Genomic DNA, 21090 nt, shown 5'->3' on the forward strand with positions numbered 1-21090 from the left:
CGACACCGGTGCGGGTGACACACCGCCCACCCGGGAGGGTTATCGTTGCGATGCGCAACTAACTGGGAGGTCGCGACGTGACACCGGAACGGGACGGACCTGCGGTCGTCGGCACCGTGCGGGGGGCGGTCCGGCACCCCCGTGCCGGGCGCGACCGTCACCGTCACCGACCTCGACGGCCGCCAGCACGGACGGACCGTCAGCGGCGACGACGGCACCTACGCCGTGCCCCTGGGCACCGGCGGGACGTACCTGGTGGTGACCCGCACCGACGCTGCCGGGCCCGACGCCGGGCTGGTCGCCGTCGGTGCGTCCCCCGCCCGCCACGACGTGACCGTCGCCGGCGGGGGCACGGTGCGGGGCACCCTGACCGACGCGACGGGCCACCCGGTCGGTGCCGCCGCCGTCACACTGATCGACACCGCGGGCGAGGTCGTCGCGCACACGCCGACCGACCCGGCCGGCCGGTTCCTGGTCGAGACCCCCGGCACCGGCCCGCACACCCTCACCGCGACCGCACCCGGGCACGGGCCGCTGGCCCGCACCGTCGACGCCGACCCGGCCGCGCCGCCGGTGGAGCTGCGGTTCCCCGCCCTGGCCGGGATCGCCGGCGTCGCCCGCAGCGGCGACGGCCGCCCGGTGCCCGGGGCTCGGATCGTGATCGGCGACAGCGACGGCCGCACCGTCGCCGAGACCACCACCGGCCGGGACGGCAGCTACGAGCTGCACGGGCTCCCGCCCGGACGGCACGAGCTGACCGCGAGCGGCTGGGCGCCGGTCGTCGTCGCGGTGCAGGTGGCGCGGGGGGCGACCACGCCGGTCGAGGTGCGCTTCGGCGCCCCGGACCCGACCGACGACGACCGGATCGGCGCCCCGACGCGGACGGAGCAGGGACATGGCTGAGCTCTACGGACGGCTGAGCACCCCCGACGGCTGGCCGGTGACCGGCGCGACGGTCACCGTCATGGACGCCACCGGCGTGCAGCGGGGCCGGGCGGCCAGCCGGGCCGACGGCGGGTTCGCGGTGGCGGAGCTGGCGCCGGGGCCGCACACGGTCGTCGTCGCCGCGGCGGGGTACGAGCCCTCCGCGCGGGCGGTCTCCCTCGCCGGCGACGGCGTCGACCTGGGCCGCGTCGAGCTCGCCAGGGCCGGCGGCGCGGTGCTGCCCACCCCGGGGCTGTGGCGGATCGACCCGCAGCACTCCAGCATCCGGGCCACCGCGCTGCACCTGGGCATGAGCCGCATCCACGGCAGGCTGCGCCGGTTCTCCGGCGACCTGTGGGTGGCCGACCCGTTCGAGGCCAGCTCGGTCAGTGTGTCGATCGACGCGGGCTCGGTGGACTCCGACGACCCCGACCGCGACTCCCACCTGCGGACCGCGGACTTCCTCGACGTCGAGACCCACCCGGCCATCGGCTACGAGGGCGACGGCCTGACCCGGGTCGACGCCACCCGCTGGACGGTGCACGGGATGCTCTCGCTCAAGGGTGTCAAGGCGCCGGTCGACCTGCACATGACCTACGGCGGCACCGGCCCCGATCTGTGGGGCGGAACCCGGGCGGCGTTCACCGCCACCACCGAGATCTCCCGCGACGAGTTCGCGATCGACTGGAACCAGTCGGTGCTGGCCGGCGTGCTCGCCGTCGGGCGGACGCTGCGGATCGACCTCGACGTGCAGGCCGTCCTGCAGGAGGCCCCGCACGCGTGATCGCCCCGCCCGGGAGATCCCGGACGGGGCGATCCCGGCCCGCCTGCCCCGTGCGAGCCGGTTGCACCCCGGGCGGCCCTGTGCGCGACCGTCCGGGGCGGACCGGTCAGCTCAGGCCGTCGAGCGCCCCGAACACGGGCGCGGTCAGGTCGACCGGGGTCAGCAGGTCCTTCGGCAGCGGCGCCGCCGGGACGTCCCTGAGCAGGTACACGGGGGTGTTCCCACCCGGCCGGTCACCGGCGGACGGGTTGAGCTCGGCCGAATCGCTCGGGGTCGCCTCGCCGTCGTAGTGCCAGACGGAGCCGTCGTAGTGGGCGTCGCCGTGGCCGTGGCCCTGGTGGCCCTCGTCGGCGTGTGCGAGCCCGCCGGCCAGGGTGGCCAGCGCCCCGGCGCCGGCGACGGCGGCCAGTGCGCGGGCGGTGGTGCGTGCGGTCATGGTGTGAACCTCTCTGGTGGGGGGAGCGTCCGGCCTGCTCAGCAGAGCGAGTCGACCGGCTTGGGGTTGGTCAGGCCGAACAGCGGCCGCAGCCGCAGCCCGACCCAGGTGCCGCCGAGTGCGACGACGGCCCAGATCCAGCCGTGCAGGCTGAACGAGGCGATGCCGGAGAAGTAGGCACCGATGTTGCAGCCGCCCGCGAGGCGCGCGCCGTAGCCCATCGCGATGCCGCCGAGGACGGCGCCGAGGCCGAGCTTCCAGGGGATGCGCTTGTGCAGCACGAACGCGCCGCCCACCGCGGAGGCCACCAGCGCGCCGATCATGATGCCGACGTCGAGGTTGGAGATGCGGTCGGCGAGCACCGGCGCGGCCAGCGACCGGGCGTTCGCCGGGACCTGCCAGTAGGCCAGCCCCGCCATGTCGAACCCGACCGCCTGCAGGACCTTCGAGCCCCACAGCGCGAACGCCGAGGTCACACCCCAGGGGGCGGCGGAGACGAACAGGACGGCCGCGTTGAGCACCGCGAGCACGAGTGCGCCGACCCACATCGGCCACGAACCGCGCAGCACGCGCGCCGCACCGCGGGCCGACGGCGGCCGCTCGACCGGGGGCGGGGTGCGGCGCCGGGCGACGACCCAGGTCAGCACGGTGATCCCCGCCGTGACCAGCAGCGTCACCGCGACCGCACCCGGGTAGCCGAGCAGCTGGGCCAGGTTGATGCTCGGGCCCTGCGGGACGGTCTGCGTCCAGAAGGTGTGGGTGAACACCGCGAACATCGACCCGACGATGAACCCGAACAGCGTCAGCACGATCGCGGACTGCCCGCTGCCGACGGCGAACAGCGTCCCCGACGCGCACGACCCACCGACCTGCATGCCGACGCCGAACAGGAAGGCGCCGACGACGAGCCCGATGCCGATCGGGTTGGTGAAGCCCCGCGGGTCCCCGGCGAGCGCGAACCCGGACGAGAGGATCACCGCGAACAGCACCGACGCCGTCGCCAGCATGAGCATGTGCGCGCGGATCGCGGCGCCCTGCCCGACGGCGACGAGCTGCCGCCAGCCGGATGTGAAGCCGAACCGGGAGTGGAACAACGTGAAGCCCAGGGCCAGGCCGAGCGCAGCGGTGCCGACCATCGTCGCCGGGGCGACGGCACCCACCCCGACGAGGAACAGCACCGCCAGGACCAGGCCGAGCGCGACCACCGGCCACTGCGGCGGGGCGGCCTCGCGGTCCTGCGGGCCGTAGGCGGTGCGTCCGGAGGCGGGCAGCTCGCGCAGGGCGCGGACCAGGGAGCCCGGCGACCGGCCGGGCGGATCCTTCGTGATCGACACGGGACTCTCCTCGTGGGTGGCGGTCAGGGGGTCGGGCCGGCGGGGGTGCCGGGACCGGTGTCGAGTGCAGAGCCGATCCGGACGACCGCGCCGCCCGGGAACCACGCCGCCTCGTTGGGCGACCCGTGGTGGCCGCCGTCGGTGTCGGCGGTCATGGGCACGTCGACCGGTGCGGCGGCGTACAGCGACGGCACCGGGTCGGCGTAGGTCTCACCGGACGTGGCGGCCCAGGCGCGCAGCCCGGACAACGACGGCGCCGAGCCCGGGGCGACGGCGGCCAGCAGCCGCACGTAGCGCTGCGGGGCCGGCTCCTGCGGACCGAAGTCCAGCGGGAGCAGGGTGCCCGGGCTCTGGCCGAGCACGCCGCCGGTCAGCAGCCAGGGTGCCAGGTAGGTCCCGCCGAGCGCGGTGGGTGTGGTGAGCGCTGCGCGGGCGGTGTCGCGCACCGTGGTGGCGGCGAGCTGCCAGCCCGAGACGACCAGCAGCGCGTCCTGGGGGCCCGCGGCCGGGCGGACGGGCAGTCCGGCGGCCGCGGCCTCGGCCCGCACGACGTCGGCGGCGGCCCGCGAGCGCGGCGACGCGTCGCCGGCGATCGCGAGGCCCGGCGCGCCCTGGCCCCCGAGCGCACGCACGATGCCACGCAGGGCACCGGCGTCGGCGGGGTCGAGCGCCTCGGACGGGCAGTTCCCGACGGTGGCGTCGCCACCGGTGACGATCCGCCCGACCGTGGCCGACAGGCACTCCGGGGCATCGGGCCCGGTCGCGCCCGCCGGGGCGGTGCGCTCGGTGCCGACGTCGACCGGCACCGAGCGGGTCAGGCCACCCGCGGTGAGGGTGATCGACGAGGTCCCCGCGGGCAGGTCGACGAGGGCCCAGCCGCCGCGGACCTCCGTGCGGGCGGTGAACGGGACGACCCGGTCCCCCACCCGCACCGCGTACCCGGCGGGGGCGCCCGGGTCACCGTGCCCGGCGGGCATCCGTGCGTCCGGGCCGGTCACCTCGACCCCGCCCCCGGTGAGCTGTACCAGGTTGGGTCCGGGGCGCATCGGGGACACCGCCAGGGTCAGCGGGCCCGCACCCAGGTCGACCGAGCGCAGCAGCGCCCGGCCGGGGGTGGCCCCCGGGGCCGGGGCGGGCAGTGCGGCCGGCAGCGTCGCCGCACCGACCGCGGCGAGGGCGGCCAGCACGACCGGGGTGCGGAGACGGTCGCGCAGCTCGGCGGCCCGCACCGCGTCGGAGCGGGTCCCGGCCGTCGCGCGGCGGGTCACCCACGCCTGCACGGCGAGCAGGGCCGCCACCGCGGCCGGGGCCAGCACGGTGACCAGCACCGCCCGGCCGTAGCCGGTGCCGTGCAGGTCGGTGAGCGAGAACGGTCCGGCGAGGGCGACCCGGACCGCGGCGAGCACCACCCCGACCGCGCCCGCCGCGATGCCGACGATCCGCACCCGGGCGGCCCGCGGCGCCGGGTCGGTCGCAGTGGCCAGGTGCAGCGCGGCACCGGCGGCCAGGGCACCCGCGACCGCGTACCCCGCGTCGAGGGCGAACCACGGCGCCGACGGGGTCCCGGCCAGCTGGATCGCCAGCAGCCCGGTCACCACCAGAGCGGGGGCGATGGCGAGCACCGGCCGCGGGCCGGCGAGCAGCGCGGGCACCGCCACCGTCGCCAGCAGGAGCAGCAGGGTCCAGCCGGAGATCCCGGCACCGGACCGGGTCACCGCGGCAACCGCGGCGGAGACGGCGACGAGCGCCGCGACTCCCGCGACGACCCGCTCGGCACGTCCGGGGGCGTCGGCGAGGACACGCACCAGGCCGGACCCTGCCACCACGGCGAGCGCGGTGAGCAGGACCAGGCGCAGGGCCGTGTCCACGAACGGCACGCCGTCGGAGGGTCCTGCGGCGAGGACCGCCGGGGCGGCCCCCGCCACTGCACGGAGCAGGGCGGGGGCGTCCCCGGCCGGGCCGGCGGGCAGGAGCCCGCCGGCCGGCACGAGTGTCGCGAACGACGTCGAGAACGACACGGACGTCATCAGTCCTTGATGTCCTCGTCCGCGGCGACGAACAGCATCGAGTGCGGCTTGGCATTGCCGAACGCACCGTGCGGCCAGTTCTCGCGGTTGAAGTTGACGCAGGTCTCACCGGTGTCCTCGTCGGTGAACGACTCGTCCAGGGACAGCGAGCCGTCCGGGGCGATGTCGGTCATGCAGAGGCGGTGGTCGCCGTCCAGCCCGGTGCGGGCCACGAAGTAGTTCGCGGTCGCGAGGCGCTTGGGCTGGTCGGTGTGGTGGTAGTAGCCGTCGTCACCGAGCTCCAGGTTGTCCAGCGCGCCCCAGTGCGGTCCGGCGCCGGTCTGGTCGGAGTTGATGCCGACGGTGCCCTTGATGGTCGGGCAGTCGGCCTCGGCGCCACCGGCGGTGGTCTCGGAGATCGTGTCGATCGAGCAGCTCGGGTTCGGTCCCGAAGCCAGCAGCTTCTCGATGTCGAGCGCGATGACGCCGCCCGCGGTGCCCTTGTCGTCCGGGCCCAGCGTGCCGGCCTTGCGGCCGATCGTGGCGTGGTAGAGCATCGTGTCGTCGGCGCTGGTCTGGATCCAGCCACCGTTCGCGCTCGGGCCACCGTTCTCGCCCCCGACGCCCAGGTGCGGCGCGGCGGTCCCCAGGTCGAAGACCTCCTTCCACTCCGGGTTGTCGGCGGTGATGTCGGGCGTGTAGAAGATCGCGCCGCCCTGCATCGTCTGGGCGAAGGCGCCCTCGTGCTCCGGCCGGTTGGTGACCGTGGTCTCCATGACGGCGCGGTTCTCGTTGCGCAGCGGGTCGACGCCGTTGCTCCGCGGGCCGGTCGGCAGGTACTGCACCGACTTGACCTTCGGCTTGTTCAGGTCGGAGATGTCCCAGGTGCGCACCGTGGGCCGCCGCAGGTACGGCGACGGGTTCTTCACCGGGTCGAGGATGATCGTCCGCGGCTCGGCGTAGTCACTGGTGATCATGGTGTTCAGGTCCTCGCGGACCTGGATCCCGTGCGGGTTCGCGCAGGTGGGGTTGCCCAGGGCCGGCATGTTGAGGCACTGGGTCGGGTCCTCGGGCGTCTCCGTCGCGGCCGGGGCCTCGACGAGGTTGCGGCCCTCCTGGTCGAACCGGATGACCGAGCCCGGGGAGCCCGCGAAGCCGTTGCCGGTGCGGACCTCGCCGCCCGAGTAGCGGCACGGACCCGGGGCGACGGGGCCGCCCATGTAGGTGCCGTACGCGGTGCCGTCCTTGAGGACCCAGTAGGCGTCCGGGACCGACCCGCACAGCGTCTGCGACGGCAGCGAGATGCCCGAGAGCTTGATCTCCGGCAGCGCGGCGACGTCGAAGACGTAGGTCGCCGCGGTGAACAGGCCGCCCGCGTAGATCTTGTCGCCCTTGCGCCACGAGTACTGCATGTGGTGCGGCTCGTTCTCCACGAGCGGGCCGACGGTTGCGGTGTTGACGACCTTGCCGTAGTCCGGGGTGCCCTTGGTGACGTCGACGACGGCCAGGAAGTCCAGACCCGGCAGGGCGTCGCGGACCTTGTCGACCGGGTCGAGCAGCGACCCGGGCAGGTTGCGCACGTCCGCCACGGCGGTGTCGGCGATGTTCTCGTCGCCGGCCCAGACCAGGGCGTACTCCTTCTTGGGCCCGTCGGCGGACTGCTGACGGGCCTCCGGCGTGAGGTTGTTCTCGACCCAGTAGTTCTTGCCGTCGGCGCCGGTGACCTCGGACCTGACCTTGTCGATCGTTCCCTGGGCCGACGCGGGGATCGCGACGACCCCGGCGACGACGGCGGCGCTCGCGAGGGCGATCAGCCCCCGCTGCGCCCAGCGGGACTGCGGGAGCAGGCTCATTCGCCGGCCCCGCCGCTCAGGAACGTCGGGGTGATCTGCTTCGGCGCCTTCGACACGACGTCGACCAGCCCGGCGGCGGGGACGCCCGCGGGGGCGAAGTCGCGCAGCTGCTGGATCGGCTGGTCGGAGTCGAACGCCTCGTACGACGACTCGACCGGGGGCGCCGTCGGCGCCGGGTCGGGCTGGTCGTCGTCGGGGGCACTGAGGATCGGACCGAGGTCGGGGACCAGGTCCGGGGTGGCCGCCTGGGCCGCGCCGGAGAGGCCGATCAGGGCAGTGCCGGCGAGTGCGGCGCCACCGGCGATCAGCCGGATCCGGGACGCGGACCGTGCGCGGTGCTGAGGCACGACGTGTCTCCTTCTTTCGTGACGGGGAGCGGTTCGGGGCCGATGTGGACGTCCGTCGAGCGGCGGACCGCAGCACCGTCCGGTGTGGACGGCGTCGCGGGGCGCGGGCAGGCGGGGACGTGCGGTGGGCGTCGGACTCCGACCTCCCGGGCCGCCGGACGGCGGGGCGGGAGGGTCCGCGCGGGGGCGCGGTGGTCGACCGGGAAATCGGGGTACTGGGGCGGTCCCGTGGCTACCGCGGCCGCGGTCCCCGTGGCGGGGACGGCGAGCGGCGGAGCGCGGGCGCGCCCCGGGAGCCGGGCGCGGTCAGGCGCCGGAACAGAGCGCGCTCGCCTGGCGGCGCAGGTCGACGTGACGCCGAACCGCGAACCGGGAGACGAGGTGCATGCGGACCAGTAAACAGACCCGTTCGGAGTAACCCCACACCGGACCGGTCCACATCGTGAGATCGGGCCTGCAGAGCCCCCGAAACGGGCGCGGGGGGTGACCTGGACTACTCCGGACGGACCGGGACGACCCACTCCAGAGCATCGGAACGCGACAGAACAGATCACCCGATCGTGTCAACGACGCCGGGAACCGGATCGCTCCACGCCGCTGACCTGCGACGACGTCACCGCTGATGATCTTTCCGGGAAGAAGTCCGGACACCTGGTCATCGGTGGGGACCGTGGCGAGCCGGATCCGGCGTCCTGCCGCGGCCGCGACGATGGTCGCGCCGGGTGAGGGGGCCGGTGCCGGATGCGGCGCCGATCTCCTCACCGGGGCCGATCACCCCAGGCCGAGCACCCGCACGGCGTTGTCCTTGAGGATCATCGGCCGGACCTCGGGTTTCATCTCGAGGGTCTCGAAGTCCGCGAGCCACCGGTCCGGGGTGATGACCGGGTAGTCCGAGCCGAACAGCACCTTGCGGCGCAGCATCGTGTTCGCCGCGCGCACCAGCTGCGGCGGGAAGTACTTCGGCGACCATCCCGACAGGTCGATGTACACGTTGGACTTGTGGGTGGCGATCGAGATCGCCTCGTCCTGCCAGGGCACCGACGGGTGGGCGAGCACCACGGTGAGGTCGGGGTGGTCGGCGGCGACGTCGTCGAGCAGCATCGGGTTCGAGTAGCGCAGCTTGATCCCACGCCCGCCCGGCAGCCCGGCGCCGATCCCGGTCTGCCCGGTGTGGAACAGCGCGGGAACGCCGAGCTCGGCGATGGCGTCGTAGAGCGGGTAGAAGCGCATGTCGTTCGGCTCGAACGCCTGCAGGCTGGGGTGGAACTTGAAGCCGCGGACCCCGTGCTCGGTGACCAGGCGGCGGGCGCGGGCGACGGCGGCCTTGCCGGTGTGCGGGTCCACCGAGCCGAACGGGATCAGGACGTCGGCGTGCGCGGCGGCCGCGTCGGCGATCTCCTCACTGGACAGCGGCGGGTGCCCGGTGCCCGACGGCGCGTCGACGGTGAACACGACCGCGGCGATCCGGCGCGCCCGGTAGTGCTCGGCGATCGCGTCGATCGTCGGAGTGCGGTCCTGGTCGGCCTTGAAGTACGCGGCCGACGCGTCGAGCAGCTCCTGGTCGAGGGCCAGACAGCCGTGGCCGTCCTGCTCGACGTGGACGTGCACGTCGATCGCGACGACGCCGGCGGGGTCGATGGGCATGCGGGGTACCTCCGTCAGGGGAGCTCGGTACGGGACTTGACCTCGAGCAGCGCGGCGAGGACGGCGTCGCGGCGGGCGGCGAGCGCGGGGCCGTCGAGGTCGCCCAGCTCGGCGTGGACGCCGTCGACCAGGGTCGTGGCCAGCTCGGGAGTGAGCGTGACCTGTCCGAGGTCGCGCCACCACCGCTCGGTGGGCGGACCGAGGTGCTCCAGGATGTGCGCCAGGCCGCCGGGGCCGCCGGACAGGTGCTGGTTGGCGAACGGGCCGAGCACCGCCCAGCGCAGGCCGGGGCCGTGGGAGATGGCGGCGTCGACGTCGGCGACGGTCGCGACACCCCGCTCGACCAGCGAGTACGCCTCCTGCCACAGCGCGGCCTGCAGCCGGTTGGCCAGGTGACCCGGCACCTCGGCCCGCAGCCGGACCGGACGCTTGCCGAGCGCGGTGTAGAAGGCTGTCGCGGTGTCCACGGCGGCCTCCGCGGTCCGTTGGCCCGGGACGACCTCGACCAGCGGGATGACCTGGGGCGGGTGGAACGGGTGCCCGACGAGCACCCGCTCGGGGTGCCGGGCCGCGCCGCGGGCGATCGTCGTCGGCAGCAGGCCCGAGGAGCTGGAGGCGAGCACGACACCGGGTGCGGCGGCCTCGTCGAGCTCGCCGAACAGGGTGTGCTTGAGATCCTCGCGTTCGGGGCCGTTCTCCTGCACGAACCCGGCCGCCCCGGCGGCGGCACCGGCGCTGTCGGCGAATGTCAGGTTCCCGACCGGGAGCGGGCCGTCGTGGCCGGGGAACGGGCCGAGCGCGGCGAGGTCGGCGCGCAGCCGGTCCTCGGCGCCCGGGGCGGGGTCGAAGGCACGCACGTGCAGGCCGCGGGACAGGAACAGTGCCGTCCAGCCGACGCCGATCACCCCCGTCCCGACGACGGCGACGGTCCCGATCCCGGCCGCCCCGCCGGTGCCCTCGCCGGTGTCGTCGCCGGTCCCGGCGGGGGCCCCGGGCGCGCTCACGCCGGCGTCCCGGAGGCGAGGTGGACGAACGCGTCGAGCGCGGTGGGGTCGGCGAGCACGTCGCGGGAGGCGACATCGTCGACGGCCGCGCCGAGCAGGATCCGCTTCACGGGGACCTCCAGCTTCTTGCCGGTGCGGTTGCGCGGCACGACCGGCACCACCTCGACCCGGTCCGGGACGTGGCGCGGGGTGAGCTCGCTGCGCAGCGCGGTGCGGATGCGGGCGACCAGGGCGTCGTCGAGGGGGGTGTCGCCGGCGGGCTGCACGAACAGCAGCAGCTCGCCGTTGCCGCCGGCGGGGTCCTCCAGGTGCACGACGAGCGAGTCCTCGACCTCGGGCAGCTCCTCCACGACGCGGTAGAACTCGGCCGTCCCCAGCCGGACGCCGCCCCGGTTGAGGGTGGCGTCGGAGCGGCCGGCGACGACCGCGGACCCGTCGGCGGAGAAGCGGACCCAGTCGCCGTGCCGCCACACCCCGGGCCAGGTGGCGAAGTAGGTGTCGCGGTAGCGGCTGCCGTCGTCGTCGCCCCAGAAGCCGACCGGCATCGACGGCATGGGGGCGCGGATGACCAGCTCGCCGAGCTCGCCGACGACCGGGCGGCCCGCGTCGTCGAACGCGGCGGCGTCGACCCCGAGGCAGGGCCCGGAGATCTCGCCGGAGCGCACCGGCTGGAACGGGCTCCCCTGCACGATGCCGGAGCAGACGTCGGTCCCACCGCTGCCCACGTTGAGCAGCACGTCCGGCCCGAACTGCTCGGTCACCCAGCGGTAGCCCTCCGGCGGCAGCGGGCTCCCGGCGGCGCCGATCTGACGGACCGCGGACAGGTCGTGCTCGACGGCCGGCCGCAGCCCCGCGGCGCGCGAGGCCATGAGGAACCCGGGGCTCGCGCCCAGCAGCGTCGCGCCGGTCTCGGCGGCCAGGCGCCACTGCCAGCCGAGGTCGGGGTGGGCGGGGTTGCCGTCGATCAGCACGATCGATGCCTGCCGCAGCAGCCCGGAGACCAGCGCGTTCCACATCATCCAGGCGGTCGTGGAGTACCAGAGGATCCGGTCGCCGGGCCCGAGGTCCCAGCTCAGGGCGTGGTTCTTGAGGTGCTCCAGCAGGATGCCGCCGTGGCCGTGCACGATCGCCTTGGGCAGCCCGGTGGTGCCGGAGGAGAACAGCACGCACAGCGGGTGGTCGAACGGGACGGGGTCCGCGCCCGGCTCCGGGTCGGTGGCCAGCAGTGCGTCCCAGGTCATGGCGTCGGGCACGGTGTGCGGCCCGTAGGGCACGGCGACGACGTGGCGCACCCCGGGCAGCCCGGCGCGCAGGGCGGCGACCTCGTCGCGGCGGTCGACGTCGCGTCCGGCCCAGCCGTAGCCGCCGACGGTGAGCAGCACGATCGGGTCGACCTGGCCGAACCGGTCGAGGACGCTGCGCGCGCCGAACTCGGGTGCGCAGCTGGTCCAGACCGCCCCGAGCGAGGCCGTCGCGAGGAACGCGACGACCGTCTCGGGCAGGTTCGGCAGGTAGGCGGCGACCCGGTCGCCGCGGCCGACACCGAGCCTGCGCAGCCCGGCGCGGGCGCGGGCGACCTGCTCGCGCAGCTCCGCCCAGGTCAGCTCGACCCGGTCGCGGGTCTGGGAGTACGCGACGACGGCGGTGTGGTCGTCGGGCCCGTCCAGGGCGTGCGCGGCGTAGTTCAGGGTCGCGCCGGGGAACCACTCGGCCCCCGGCATCTCCCGACGCCCGAGCACCGCCCGGGGCGGGGTGTCGAACCGCACCCCGAGGTGGGTCGCGACCGCCGACCAGAACGCCTCGGGCTCGGCCACCGACCAGCAGTGCAGTGCGGCGTAGTCGGGCAGGGTCAGGCCGTGCTCGCGCTCGACCGCGGTGACGAACCGGCCGATCTGCGTGGTCTCCCGGACGTCGTCGGCGACGGGGCGCAGCAGCTCGCTCACCGGCGCACCTTCCCACCGCGGCCGTCGAGGAAGGCCCGCATCCGCTCCTGGGCCTCGGCACTGGACGAGGCGACCGCGGCGACCAGCGACTCCATCATGAAGCCGTGGTCCGGGGAGGCCTCGGCGATCCGCGGCAGCGCCTGGAGCACCGCGACGTTGGTGATCGCGGAGTTCCCGGCGACGGTGCGGGCCAGCTCGCAGGCGCGGGCCAGCCCCTCCCCCGGCCCGGCGCGGTAGTGCGACAGGCCCAGCGCGTGCCCCTCCTCGGCGTCGAGGACACGGCCGGTCAGCATCATGTCGGTCATCCGGTGCACACCGATGAGCCGCGGCACCCGGACCGACCCGCCGCCGCCGACGAACAGCCCGTGCTGGCCCTCGGGCAGTGCGTAGAACGTGGAGTCCTCGGCGACCCGCAGGTGGGTGGCCGATGCCAGCTCCAGCCCGCCGCCGACGACGGCCCCCTTGAGCACCGAGACCACCGGCAGCCGCCCCTCGGCGAGCCGGGCGAACGCGCGGTGCCACATCCGGGAGTGCTCCATCGCCGCGTCGACGTCGCGGTCGCCGAGCTCGGACAGGTCCAGCCCGGCGCAGAAGTGGTCGCCCTCGGCGTCGAGGACGACGGCGCGCACCCCCTCGGGCGGGCGGGCGAAGAAGTCCTCGATGCCGAGCACGGTCGCATCGTCGAGGGCGTTGCGCTTGCGCGGCCGGGACAGGCGCAGCACGGCGACCTCGTCGTGCCGCTCCACCGTCAGCGACTCCGGGAGTCCCATCACGACACCTCTTCCCCGGCGGCCGCGGCCGCACGCAGGTCGACGCGCCGGACCTTGCCGGACGCGTTGCGGGGCAGCTCCTCGACGAACCGCACGTACTTCGGGACCTTGTACCGGGCCAGCCGCCCGGCGAGCAGTGCGCGCACGGCGTCGGCGTCGAGGTCGGCGCCGGGGCGCAGCTGCACCCAGGCCGCGCCGACCTCGCCCCAGCGCTGGTCGGGGACCCCGACGACAGCGCAGTCGGCGATGTCGGGGTGGGTGACGGCGACGGCCTCGACCTCGGCCGGGTACACGTTCTCCCCGCCGGAGATGATCATGTCCTTGACCCGGTCGACGGCGAACGCCCAGCCGTCGTCGCCGGCCCGGAGCACGTCGCCGGTGCGGAACCACTCCCCCCGCCGCGACGCCGCGGTCTCGGCCGGACGGTTCCAGTAGCCGGGGCTGACGTGCGGCCCGCGGACCAGCAGCTCGCCGGGCTCCTCGTCGAGGGGGACGAGCTCGCCGTCGCGCTCGACGGCGACGTCGGTGAAGAAGTGCGGCACCCCGACCGAGGTCGGTGGGTGCGCGGCCGTGCCGTCGCGGGTCGCCATGTGCACCCCGGGCGAGGCCTCGGTCATCCCGTAGCCCTGCTGCAGCGCGACGCCGCGGTCCAGCCAGGCCCGCGCGACCCGCTCCTGGACCGGGGAGCCGCCGTAGACCACCGTGCGCAGCGACGACAGGTCGGTCCGCTCCCACGCCGGGGACTCGCACAGCATCTGCAGCATCGTCGGGACGGCGGCGAAGCTGGTGATCCGGGCGTCGGTGATCCGGTCGAGGACCGCCACCGGGTCGAACCGGGCGACGAGCTCGACGCTGCCGCCCTTGAACAGCGTGGGCAGCGTGACCTGCGAGAGCCCGACGCAGTGGAACAGCGGCGAGATGCACAGCGTGCGCTCGTCGGAGCAGACGTCGACGTGGGCGAGCTGGTTGACCGTGTTCCAGGTCAGATTGCCGTGGGTCAGCACCGCCGCCTTCGGACGGCCGGTGGTGCCGGAGGTGTAGAGCAGCACGGCCGGGTCGTCGAGACCGGCACCGGCGTCGTCGCGGGCGGGCCCGCGGGCCAGGTCCTCGACGCCGCGGGCGACCGGGATCCGCGGGGCGGTCGTGGCGACGAGGTCGTCGGCGTCGGGGCCGTGCACGAGCAGCGTCGCGCCGCAGTCGTCGAGCATGTAGCCGATCTCGGCGGGGGCCAGGCGGAAGTTCAGCGGGACCGCGACCGCGCCGAGCCGCCAGGCGGCGAAGCAGGTCTCCAGGGTGGCGACGGCGTTCACCCCGAGCCAGGCGACCCGGTCCCCCCGGCCGACCCCCCGCTCCGCCAGGCCGCCCGCGATCCGGGCGGCGCGCTCGGCCAGCTCGGCGTGGTCGACCGACCGGTGCCCGTCGGACAGGGCCGGGGCGTGCGGGCTGATCCGCGCCCGGCGGGCGGGCCAGGTGCCCAGCCCGAGGCCGGGACCGGTGATCGGGCTCATGGGGCTCCCTCGCTCCTTGATATCAACTAAGTTGATAGCAAGGTCCTTGCCATGAGGTCAAGCGTCGCCGTCCGGCGGGATCGGGTCGCGACCGACCAGGGCGGCCAGACACCGTTCGAGGGCGTCGGCGAACACCTCGGCCTGGTCGGGCTCCAGCGCGCCGAGCATCCGGCGCTCGACGACCCCGGCCGCGGAGTGGCAGTCGGCCAGCACCTCGTCACCGTGGGCAGTGAGCCAGACCTGCAGGACCCGGCGGTTGTCCGGCGCCGCGCGGCGCTCGACGAGCCCGTCGCGCTCCATCGCGGCCACGAGCTGCTGCATCGCCTGCGGGGTCACGAAGTGCCGCCGGGCGAGCTGGGCCGAGGAGAGCCCGCCGCGACGCTCCAGCACGCTGAGCGCCGTGTACTGGGCCAGCGTGACCCGCAGCGGGCGCAGCGCCTCCTCCATCCGCGCCCGCTCGGCCATCTCCAGGCGTTTGACCAGGTAGGTCAGTCGCTGCCCGCGCGTCCCCGTCGGTACCGGCACCGCATCCGTCACGTGCGCGATCCTAACGACCCTGGCATGAATGACAAGCTGCTTGCTATAAAGCTGCTTTCCATCTCACCGAAGGCAGGGAGCTGCGATGACGCACCCCCGGTTCTCCCCGACCCAGCGCCGACGCGCGGTCCTGTCGAGCTACCTCGGCAGCCTGATCGAGTACTACGACTTCCTGCTGTACGCGACGGCCTCGGCCGTGGTGTTCAACCAGGTCTTCTTCCCCGATCTCGACCCGCTCGTCGGCACCGTCGCCGCGTTCGGGACGCTCGCCACCGGCTACCTGGCCCGCCCGCTGGGCGGGATCGTGTTCGGCCACTTCGGCGACCGCGTCGGGCGCAAGAAGATGCTGGTCATCAGCATGGTGCTGATGGGTGTGGCGAGCACCCTGATCGGGGTGCTGCCCACGTACGCGCAGGTCGGCGCGCTGGCCCCGGTGCTGCTGATCGTGCTGCGGGTCGTGCAGGGCGTCGCGGTCGGCGGGGAGTGGGGCGGCGCGGTCCTGATGTCGGCCGAGCACGCGTCGTCGCGGCGGGGGCTGTGGGCCAGCTTCACCAACGCCGGTGCGCCGAGCGGCATGGTGCTCTCGACGCTGGTGCTGGCGCTGTCGGCGTCGCTGACCGGGGACGCGTTCCTCACCTGGGGCTGGCGGATCCCGTTCCTGTTGAGCGTGGTGCTGCTGGGCATCGGGCTGTTCGTGCGCCTGTCGGTCACCGAGACCCCGGTGTTCGCCGCGTCCGCCGCCGCCCGGCCGACGGCGCCGCGCCGGGCGCCGCTGCTGGAGGTGCTGTCCCGCCCGCGCAACCTGCTGCTCGCCGTCGGCGTGGGGTTCGGGGCCTTCGTCGCACAGGGGACGCTGACCACCTTCCTCATCTCCTACGCCGTGCGCGCCGGGTTCGAGCGTCAGACCGTGCTCAACGCGCTCACCCTGTCCTCGGTCGTCGCGATCGTCGGCATCATCGGGTTCTCCGCACTGTCGGACCGGGTCGGGCGCCGACCGGTCGTCCTGGGTGGGGCGGTCGCGACCGGGCTGTGGTGCGTCGCGATCTTCCCCATGATCGACACCGGCTCGGCGGTGCTGCTCACGCTGGCCGTGGTGGTCGGTCAGGGCGTGACGCACGCGGCCTGGTTCGGGCCGTCCGCGGCCCTGTACTCGGAGATGTTCTCCACCGGCTCGCGCTACACCGGGGCCTCGCTGGGCTACCAGATCTCCGGGATGGGCGCGGGGCTGTCGCCGGTGCTGTTCGCGTCGCTGCAGGCCGCCGGATTCGGCACCGGGGTGCTGTCGGCGGTGATCGGGCTGCTCGCGCTGGTCTCGGTCGGGTCGGTGCTCGCGCTGCGCGAGACCGCCCGCGACGGCCTGACCGGCCCGGACGTCCCCGCACCCGCGGGGACCACCGAGGGCGCCGCCACCCGCTGACCGCCCCGCCCGTCGCGGCGCGGCGGCCGGCCGCCTCAGACCCGGGCGTCCTGCAGGTCCGACGCCGGGGCGGGCAGCCGGGACGCGACCACCGCGACGACCACCGTCATCAGGGACACGACCGCCGCGACCAGGAAGGCCGCGTGCACCCCGGCCGCGTCGACACCGGCGCCGGCCGAGGCCAGCGTCATCACGGTGATGAACAGCGCCGTCCCCGCCGCGCCCGCGACCTGCTGGAGCGTGGTGAGGATGGCGCTGCCGTGCGAGTACAGCTCGCCCGGCAGCGAGCCCAGCGAGTCGGTCATCAGCGGCGTGAACATCAGCGCCAGCGCCGCGGACAGGCCCACGTGCAGCACCACGACCAGCCAGAGCGGCGTCGTCGCGGCGAGGGTGGTGAACCCCCACATCACGACCGCGAGCAGCACCGCGCCGGGCAGCACCAGCGGACGGGCGCCGAACCGGTCGTAGGCGCGGCCGACGAACGGCCCCAGCAGCCCCATCACCAGTCCGCCCGGCAGCACCACCAGGCCCGCGACGAACGCGCTGTCACCCAGCACGTCCTGGATGTAGAGCGGCAGCAGGATGATCGCGCCGAACAGCGACATGAACCCGGTCGCGACGAGCACCAGCGACAACGTGTACCGGCGGACCGCGAACGGGCGCAGGTCCAGCAGCGGGGCCGTGCCGGTGCCGCGCTGCAGCCGGACCTGGCGGTGCACGAACACCGCGAGCGCCACCGCGCCGAGCACCAGCGGCACCCACGGCGGCACCGCGGTGTGCGCGCCCCCGGCGGCGGACTCGCCGATCGCGGACAGCCCGTAGACGATCCCGGCGAACGCGACGGCCGAGATCAGGACCGAGGCGCCGTCGAGCGGGGCCCGCGTCGTCTCCGCCTCGACCCGCAGCCGCAGCGCACCCGCGACCAGTGCGACCAGTGCGATCGGCAGCACGATCCAGAACATCCAGCGCCAGCCCAGCGCGGAGAGGATCACCCCGGACAGCGTCGGGCCGACCGCGGGCGCCACCGCGATGACGATCGAGATCGTGCCCATCGTCTGCCCGCGGTGGCTCGCCGGGACCAGGCGCAGGATCGTCGTCATGAGCAGCGGGACCATCACCGCGGTGCCGGTGGCCTGCACGACCCGCCCGGCCAGCAGGAACCCGAACGCGGGCGCGACCGCGCAGAGCAGGGTCCCGACGCTGAACAGACCCATCGAGGCGAGGTAGACCGACCGCGGCGGGAACCGCCCGAGCAGGTACCCCGTGATCGGGATGACCACCGCCATCGTCAGCAGGAACCCGCTGGTCAGCCACTGCGCGGTCGCCGGGGTGACCCGCAGGTCGGCGATCAGGGCCGGCAGCGCCACGCTCATGATCGTCTCGTTCAGGATCATCACGAACGCCGAGCCGACGAGCAGCCCGATGATCAGCAGGGCTCCGGCGGGCAGCCGCTCGGTGTCGCGGTCGGGGGCCGGCTCGGTGGTCACAACGTGCTCCTCGTGGACGTGACGGACGCGCCACCCACGACACCGACGGCACGGCGCCGGCACACGTCGCGGCCGGGCGACGGGGTGGCGGTGTGGGAGTGGACCACGGCCGGGCGGGCGATGGCGAACCGTTTCTCCCCCGGCGCCGGGGGGACAATGGCGCCATGTCCACCTACGACGTCGTCGTGGTCGGGGCGGGTCCCGCCGGCTGCGCCGCGGCGCTCAACGTGCTGCGGCTGCGGCCGTCGGCGTCGGTGCTCCTGCTCGACGCCGCGTCCTTCCCCCGCGACAAGACCTGCGGCGACGGCGTCGCGGCCGAGGTGTTCGACCTGCTCGACGAGCTGGGCGCCACCGGGGTGCGCACGCTCGGCGTCGCGGCGCCGCGACTGCGCCTGCGCACCCCGGCAGGCCGGGTCGTGCACCGCACCGCGCGCCGGCCGAACCGGGTGGTCCCGCGCCGGGAGCTGGACGCGGCGCTGGTCGACGCGGCCGTCGCCGCCGGGGCGCAGCTGCGCCGCCACCGGGTCCGCACCGTCGTCCCCCGCGGGGACCGGGTGCTGGTCGACGACATCGCCGCCCGGGTCGTGATCGGCGCCGACGGGGCGAACCCGGTGGTCCGCCGCGCACTCGGCGCGCCGGCCGTGCCGCCGTGGTCGACGGCGGTGGCGATCCGCGGGTACGCCCCGGTGGCCGCCGAGCCGGGGACGCTGTCGATCGAGTACGCCGGCGGCGCCGTCCCGGCCTACGCCTGGTCGTTCCCGATCGCGGGCGGCGGCGCCAACGTCGGCTACGGCGTGTTCGACGAGCGCGGCGCCGGGAACCGGGCGGCGCTGCTGGAGCGGCTGGCCGCCCTGCTGCCCGGCCAGGAGCCCGACCCGGCCACGCTGCGCGCACACCACCTCCCGCTGTCGACCGCGCCCCGGTTCCAGCCCGACGGACGGGTGCTGCTGGCCGGTGACGCCGCGGCGAAGGTGAACCCGCTGACCGGCGAGGGGATCTTCGACGCCGTCGCCTCCGGGATCCTCGCCGGGCGCAGCGCGCTGCGCGGTGACGACGCGGGCGCCGCCCACCGCGCCGCCATGGAGCAGACCTTCGCCCGGCACCACCGCCACGTCGGTGCGCTCGCCCGGCTGGCGGCCCGCCCCGCGTTCCTCGACGCCGCGATCGGCGCCGCCGCACGGCACCAGCGGGTGTTCGACTGCGCGGTGGGGCTGGGGCTGGCGCGGGGCACGGTGTCCCCCGCCGCGCTCGCGGTCGTCGCCGCGCACCTGCCGGCCGCCGCGCTCGGCGCCGTGGCCCGGCGGCGGGCAGCCGCCCGCTCGGGCGTGTGAGCCGGTCCCGTCCCAGGAGCCGCCACGGCCGGGCTCCGGTAGACAGGACGGCATGGAACAGGTTGTGCTGCTGGACGACGACGGCAACCCGGTCGGCGTCGCGGACAAGGCCACCGTGCACGGTGCGAGCACCCCGCGGCACCTGGCGTTCTCCTGCTACGGCGTCGACGACGCCGGGCGGCTGCTGGTGACCCGGCGCGCCCGCACCAAGACCGCCTTCCCCCTGGTCTGGACCAACACCTGCTGCGGCCATCCCGCACCCGGTGAGGACATGGCCGACGCGGTGCACCGCAGGCTCGCCGACGAGCTGGGCGTCCGCGCGACCGAGCTGCGGATGGTGCTGCCGGACTTCAGCTACCGCGCGTCGCAGGACGGGATCGAGGAGAACGAGCTCTGCCCGGTGTTCGTCGCCCGGATCACCGGTGAGCCCGAGCCGCGCCCCGACGAGGTCGAGGACCTGGCCTGGTGGAGCTGGTCGCGCTTCCGCGCCGCCGCCGACGACCCGGACTCCGGGCTGTCGCCGTGGGCCCGGCTGCAGGCCCCGCTGCTCGACGCGCTGGCCGACCCGCTGCTGGTCGGCGCCCGGGGCTGAGCCCGGGGCTGGTGGAATGGGCAGGTGGTCCCCGAGCCGTCCTCCGCGCTGTCCCACGACCTGTCCGACGCGCTGGCCGCCGCCCTCGACGACGCACTCGACCGCGTCCCCGCCGCCCGGCTCGCGCCGGTGGTCGAGCGGCTGATCCGCGACTACCGCAGCGGCACGGTGCCCACCGCGCCGATCCTGCGCACCGACGACGACGCGGCCGCCTACGCCGCGTACCGGATGCCCGCCACGCACGCGGCGGTCCTCGACGTGCTGGAGCGGGCGGCCGCGCGGGTGCCCGAGCCGGCGTCGCTGCTCGACCTCGGCGGCGGGACCGGCGCCGCGGTGTGGGCGACGGCGCAGGTGTGGCCGTCGCTGGAACGGGCCACGGTGCTGGAGGCCGCCACGCCGGCCCGGGCGCTGGGCCGCAGGCTCGCCTCCGGTGCGCCGTCGGCGCTGCTGCGGGCGGCCCGCTGGGAGGCCGCGGTGCTCGGCACCGCCCCGGTGCTGCCGGAGACCGACCTGCTGACCGCCTGCTACCTGCTCGGTGAGCTGCCGGCACCGGTGCGCGACGCCGTCGTCGACGCCGCCGCCCGGGCCGCGCGGGTCGTCGTGCTCGTCGAACCGGGGACGCCGGCCGGGCACGCGCGCATCCTCGACGCCCGCACCCGCCTGCTCGCCGCGGGCCTCACCGTCGCCGCACCCTGCCCGCACGACGGGGCCTGCCCGGTGACCGGCGACGACTGGTGCCACTTCGCCGTCCGCGTCGGTCGCAGCTCGCGGCACCGGGTGCTGAAGGCCGGCTCGCTGGGGCACGAGGACGAGAAGTTCTCCTACGTCGTCGGCGTGCGTGACGACGACGGGAGCGTCGGACGGGCCCCGGGCCGCGTGGTCCGGCACCCGCAGACCCGCAAGGGGCTGGTGACGCTGCGTGTCTGCGAGGCGGACGGGACGCTGCGGGACACCCCCGTCCCGCGCAGTCGTCGGGAGCTGTTCCGGCACGCCCGTGACACGGTGTGGGGCGACGCCTGGCCACCCGAGTGAGCCTCGCAGGTTGCTCGCAAGTGGTGGAGGCGAACGTCACAGACGGAACGCGCCGAGGAACGTTGTGAATCCGTAACACGGACCGGCATCGTGGGCGACTGACCGGGCGAGACGGCCATCAGGTGGGCCGCGAGCAGCAGC

Annotated in this window: 18 protein-coding genes; 6 read left to right on the top strand and 12 right to left on the bottom strand. The window is 75.1% G+C overall.

Annotated elements, in window-relative coordinates; translation table 11 throughout:
* Positions 1-141 precede the first annotated feature (141 nt).
* Positions 142-903 (top strand): collagen binding domain-containing protein, encoded by a 762-nt coding sequence (locus tag FVA95_RS14370; protein ID WP_149664683.1) that lies wholly within the window; start codon positions 142-144, stop codon positions 901-903.
* On the top strand, positions 896-1708 hold the full coding sequence (locus FVA95_RS14375) for a YceI family protein (protein ID WP_149664684.1): 813 nt from the start codon (positions 896-898) through the stop codon (positions 1706-1708). Before FVA95_RS14370 ends, FVA95_RS14375 begins: the two co-directional genes overlap by 8 nt.
* 106 nt (positions 1709-1814) lie before the next feature.
* Here the strand turns inward: FVA95_RS14375 and FVA95_RS14380 are convergent, their stop codons facing one another.
* From FVA95_RS14380 to FVA95_RS14430, 11 genes are all read right to left on the bottom strand, one after another.
* A complete protein-coding gene (locus FVA95_RS14380; RefSeq protein WP_149664685.1) occupies positions 1815-2144 on the bottom strand; it encodes a hypothetical protein in 330 nt (109 codons plus the stop codon).
* A 38-nt stretch (positions 2145-2182) separates the two neighbouring features.
* Positions 2183-3478 carry a YeeE/YedE family protein gene (locus tag FVA95_RS14385; RefSeq protein ID WP_240051484.1) on the bottom strand — a complete coding sequence of 432 codons (1296 nt, stop codon included), beginning with the start codon at positions 3476-3478 and terminating at the stop codon, positions 2183-2185.
* 23 nt (positions 3479-3501) lie between these two features.
* On the bottom strand, positions 3502-5505 hold the full coding sequence (locus FVA95_RS14390) for a hypothetical protein (protein ID WP_149664686.1): 2004 nt from the start codon (positions 5503-5505) through the stop codon (positions 3502-3504).
* The gene (locus tag FVA95_RS14395) at positions 5505-7337 is read right to left on the bottom strand and encodes a hypothetical protein (RefSeq protein WP_149664687.1); all 1833 of its coding nucleotides are present in this window, start codon (positions 7335-7337) and stop codon (positions 5505-5507) included. The genes FVA95_RS14390 and FVA95_RS14395 overlap by 1 nt, the downstream gene beginning before the upstream one ends.
* A complete protein-coding gene (locus tag FVA95_RS14400) occupies positions 7334-7684 on the bottom strand; it encodes a hypothetical protein (protein ID WP_149664688.1) in 351 nt (116 codons plus the stop codon). Before FVA95_RS14400 ends, FVA95_RS14395 begins: the two co-directional genes overlap by 4 nt.
* 771 nt (positions 7685-8455) lie before the next feature.
* Positions 8456-9328 (bottom strand): 4-hydroxyphenyl-beta-ketoacyl-CoA hydrolase, encoded by an 873-nt coding sequence (gene couO, locus FVA95_RS14405; RefSeq protein ID WP_164514865.1) that lies wholly within the window; start codon positions 9326-9328, stop codon positions 8456-8458.
* A gap of 14 nt (positions 9329-9342) precedes the next feature.
* Positions 9343-10332 carry a 3-hydroxyacyl-CoA dehydrogenase NAD-binding domain-containing protein gene (locus FVA95_RS14410; protein ID WP_240051485.1) on the bottom strand — a complete coding sequence of 330 codons (990 nt, stop codon included), beginning with the start codon at positions 10330-10332 and terminating at the stop codon, positions 9343-9345.
* Complete coding sequence (locus tag FVA95_RS14415; protein WP_149664689.1) at positions 10329-12275, bottom strand: acetoacetate--CoA ligase; 1947 nt, start codon at positions 12273-12275, stop codon at positions 10329-10331. The genes FVA95_RS14410 and FVA95_RS14415 overlap by 4 nt, the downstream gene beginning before the upstream one ends.
* Positions 12272-13045 carry a crotonase/enoyl-CoA hydratase family protein gene (locus FVA95_RS14420; protein WP_149664690.1) on the bottom strand — a complete coding sequence of 258 codons (774 nt, stop codon included), beginning with the start codon at positions 13043-13045 and terminating at the stop codon, positions 12272-12274. Before FVA95_RS14420 ends, FVA95_RS14415 begins: the two co-directional genes overlap by 4 nt.
* Entirely contained in the window at positions 13045-14553 is a 1509-nt protein-coding gene (locus FVA95_RS14425) for a long-chain fatty acid--CoA ligase (protein WP_149664691.1), read from the bottom strand. Before FVA95_RS14425 ends, FVA95_RS14420 begins: the two co-directional genes overlap by 1 nt.
* A 57-nt stretch (positions 14554-14610) precedes the next feature.
* Entirely contained in the window at positions 14611-15090 is a 480-nt protein-coding gene (locus FVA95_RS14430) for a MarR family winged helix-turn-helix transcriptional regulator (protein ID WP_226353383.1), read from the bottom strand.
* An 85-nt stretch (positions 15091-15175) separates the two neighbouring features.
* Between FVA95_RS14430 and FVA95_RS14435 the strand changes: the two genes are divergently transcribed.
* A complete protein-coding gene (locus tag FVA95_RS14435; RefSeq protein ID WP_149664692.1) occupies positions 15176-16507 on the top strand; it encodes an MFS transporter in 1332 nt (443 codons plus the stop codon).
* A 35-nt stretch (positions 16508-16542) separates the two neighbouring features.
* Here FVA95_RS14435 and FVA95_RS14440 read toward each other — a convergent pair whose 3' ends face one another.
* Positions 16543-17994, bottom strand: coding sequence for a DHA2 family efflux MFS transporter permease subunit (locus FVA95_RS14440; protein WP_149664693.1), 1452 nt, complete (start codon positions 17992-17994; stop codon positions 16543-16545).
* Between the two features lie 164 nt (positions 17995-18158).
* Here FVA95_RS14440 and FVA95_RS14445 point away from each other — a divergent pair, with 164 nt between their 5' ends.
* The 3 genes from FVA95_RS14445 to FVA95_RS14455 are packed head-to-tail and all read left to right on the top strand — an operon-like array spanning position 18159 to position 20949.
* Complete coding sequence (locus tag FVA95_RS14445; protein WP_149664694.1) at positions 18159-19325, top strand: NAD(P)/FAD-dependent oxidoreductase; 1167 nt, start codon at positions 18159-18161, stop codon at positions 19323-19325.
* 52 nt (positions 19326-19377) lie between these two features.
* Positions 19378-19917 (top strand): isopentenyl-diphosphate Delta-isomerase, encoded by a 540-nt coding sequence (gene idi / locus FVA95_RS14450; protein WP_043281743.1) that lies wholly within the window; start codon positions 19378-19380, stop codon positions 19915-19917.
* Between the two features lie 24 nt (positions 19918-19941).
* Positions 19942-20949, top strand: a complete 1008-nt coding sequence (locus FVA95_RS14455) for a small ribosomal subunit Rsm22 family protein (RefSeq protein ID WP_240051486.1) — start codon at positions 19942-19944, stop codon at positions 20947-20949.
* Positions 20950-21090 lie beyond the last annotated feature (141 nt).

Origin of the sequence: Pseudonocardia sp. EV170527-09, assembly GCF_008369905.1 — a bacterium.
GTDB lineage: Bacteria > Actinomycetota > Actinomycetes > Mycobacteriales > Pseudonocardiaceae > Pseudonocardia.

What these genes read in the sequence shown, in the direction of transcription:
- FVA95_RS14375 (WP_149664684.1), top strand. Translation starts at nt 896, where the DNA reads ATGGCTGAGCTCTACGGACGGCTGAGCACCCCCGACGGCTGGCCGGTG.
- FVA95_RS14380 (WP_149664685.1), bottom strand. Translation starts at nt 2,144, where the DNA reads ATGACCGCACGCACCACCGCCCGCGCACTGGCCGCCGTCGCCGGCGCC.
- FVA95_RS14390 (WP_149664686.1), bottom strand. Translation starts at nt 5,505, where the DNA reads ATGACGTCCGTGTCGTTCTCGACGTCGTTCGCGACACTCGTGCCGGCC.
- FVA95_RS14395 (WP_149664687.1), bottom strand. Translation starts at nt 7,337, where the DNA reads ATGAGCCTGCTCCCGCAGTCCCGCTGGGCGCAGCGGGGGCTGATCGCC.
- couO (WP_164514865.1), bottom strand. Translation starts at nt 9,328, where the DNA reads ATGCCCATCGACCCCGCCGGCGTCGTCGCGATCGACGTGCACGTCCAC.
- FVA95_RS14420 (WP_149664690.1), bottom strand. Translation starts at nt 13,045, where the DNA reads ATGGGACTCCCGGAGTCGCTGACGGTGGAGCGGCACGACGAGGTCGCC.
- FVA95_RS14425 (WP_149664691.1), bottom strand. Translation starts at nt 14,553, where the DNA reads ATGAGCCCGATCACCGGTCCCGGCCTCGGGCTGGGCACCTGGCCCGCC.
- FVA95_RS14435 (WP_149664692.1), top strand. Translation starts at nt 15,176, where the DNA reads ATGACGCACCCCCGGTTCTCCCCGACCCAGCGCCGACGCGCGGTCCTG.
- FVA95_RS14445 (WP_149664694.1), top strand. Translation starts at nt 18,159, where the DNA reads ATGTCCACCTACGACGTCGTCGTGGTCGGGGCGGGTCCCGCCGGCTGC.
- idi (WP_043281743.1), top strand. Translation starts at nt 19,378, where the DNA reads ATGGAACAGGTTGTGCTGCTGGACGACGACGGCAACCCGGTCGGCGTC.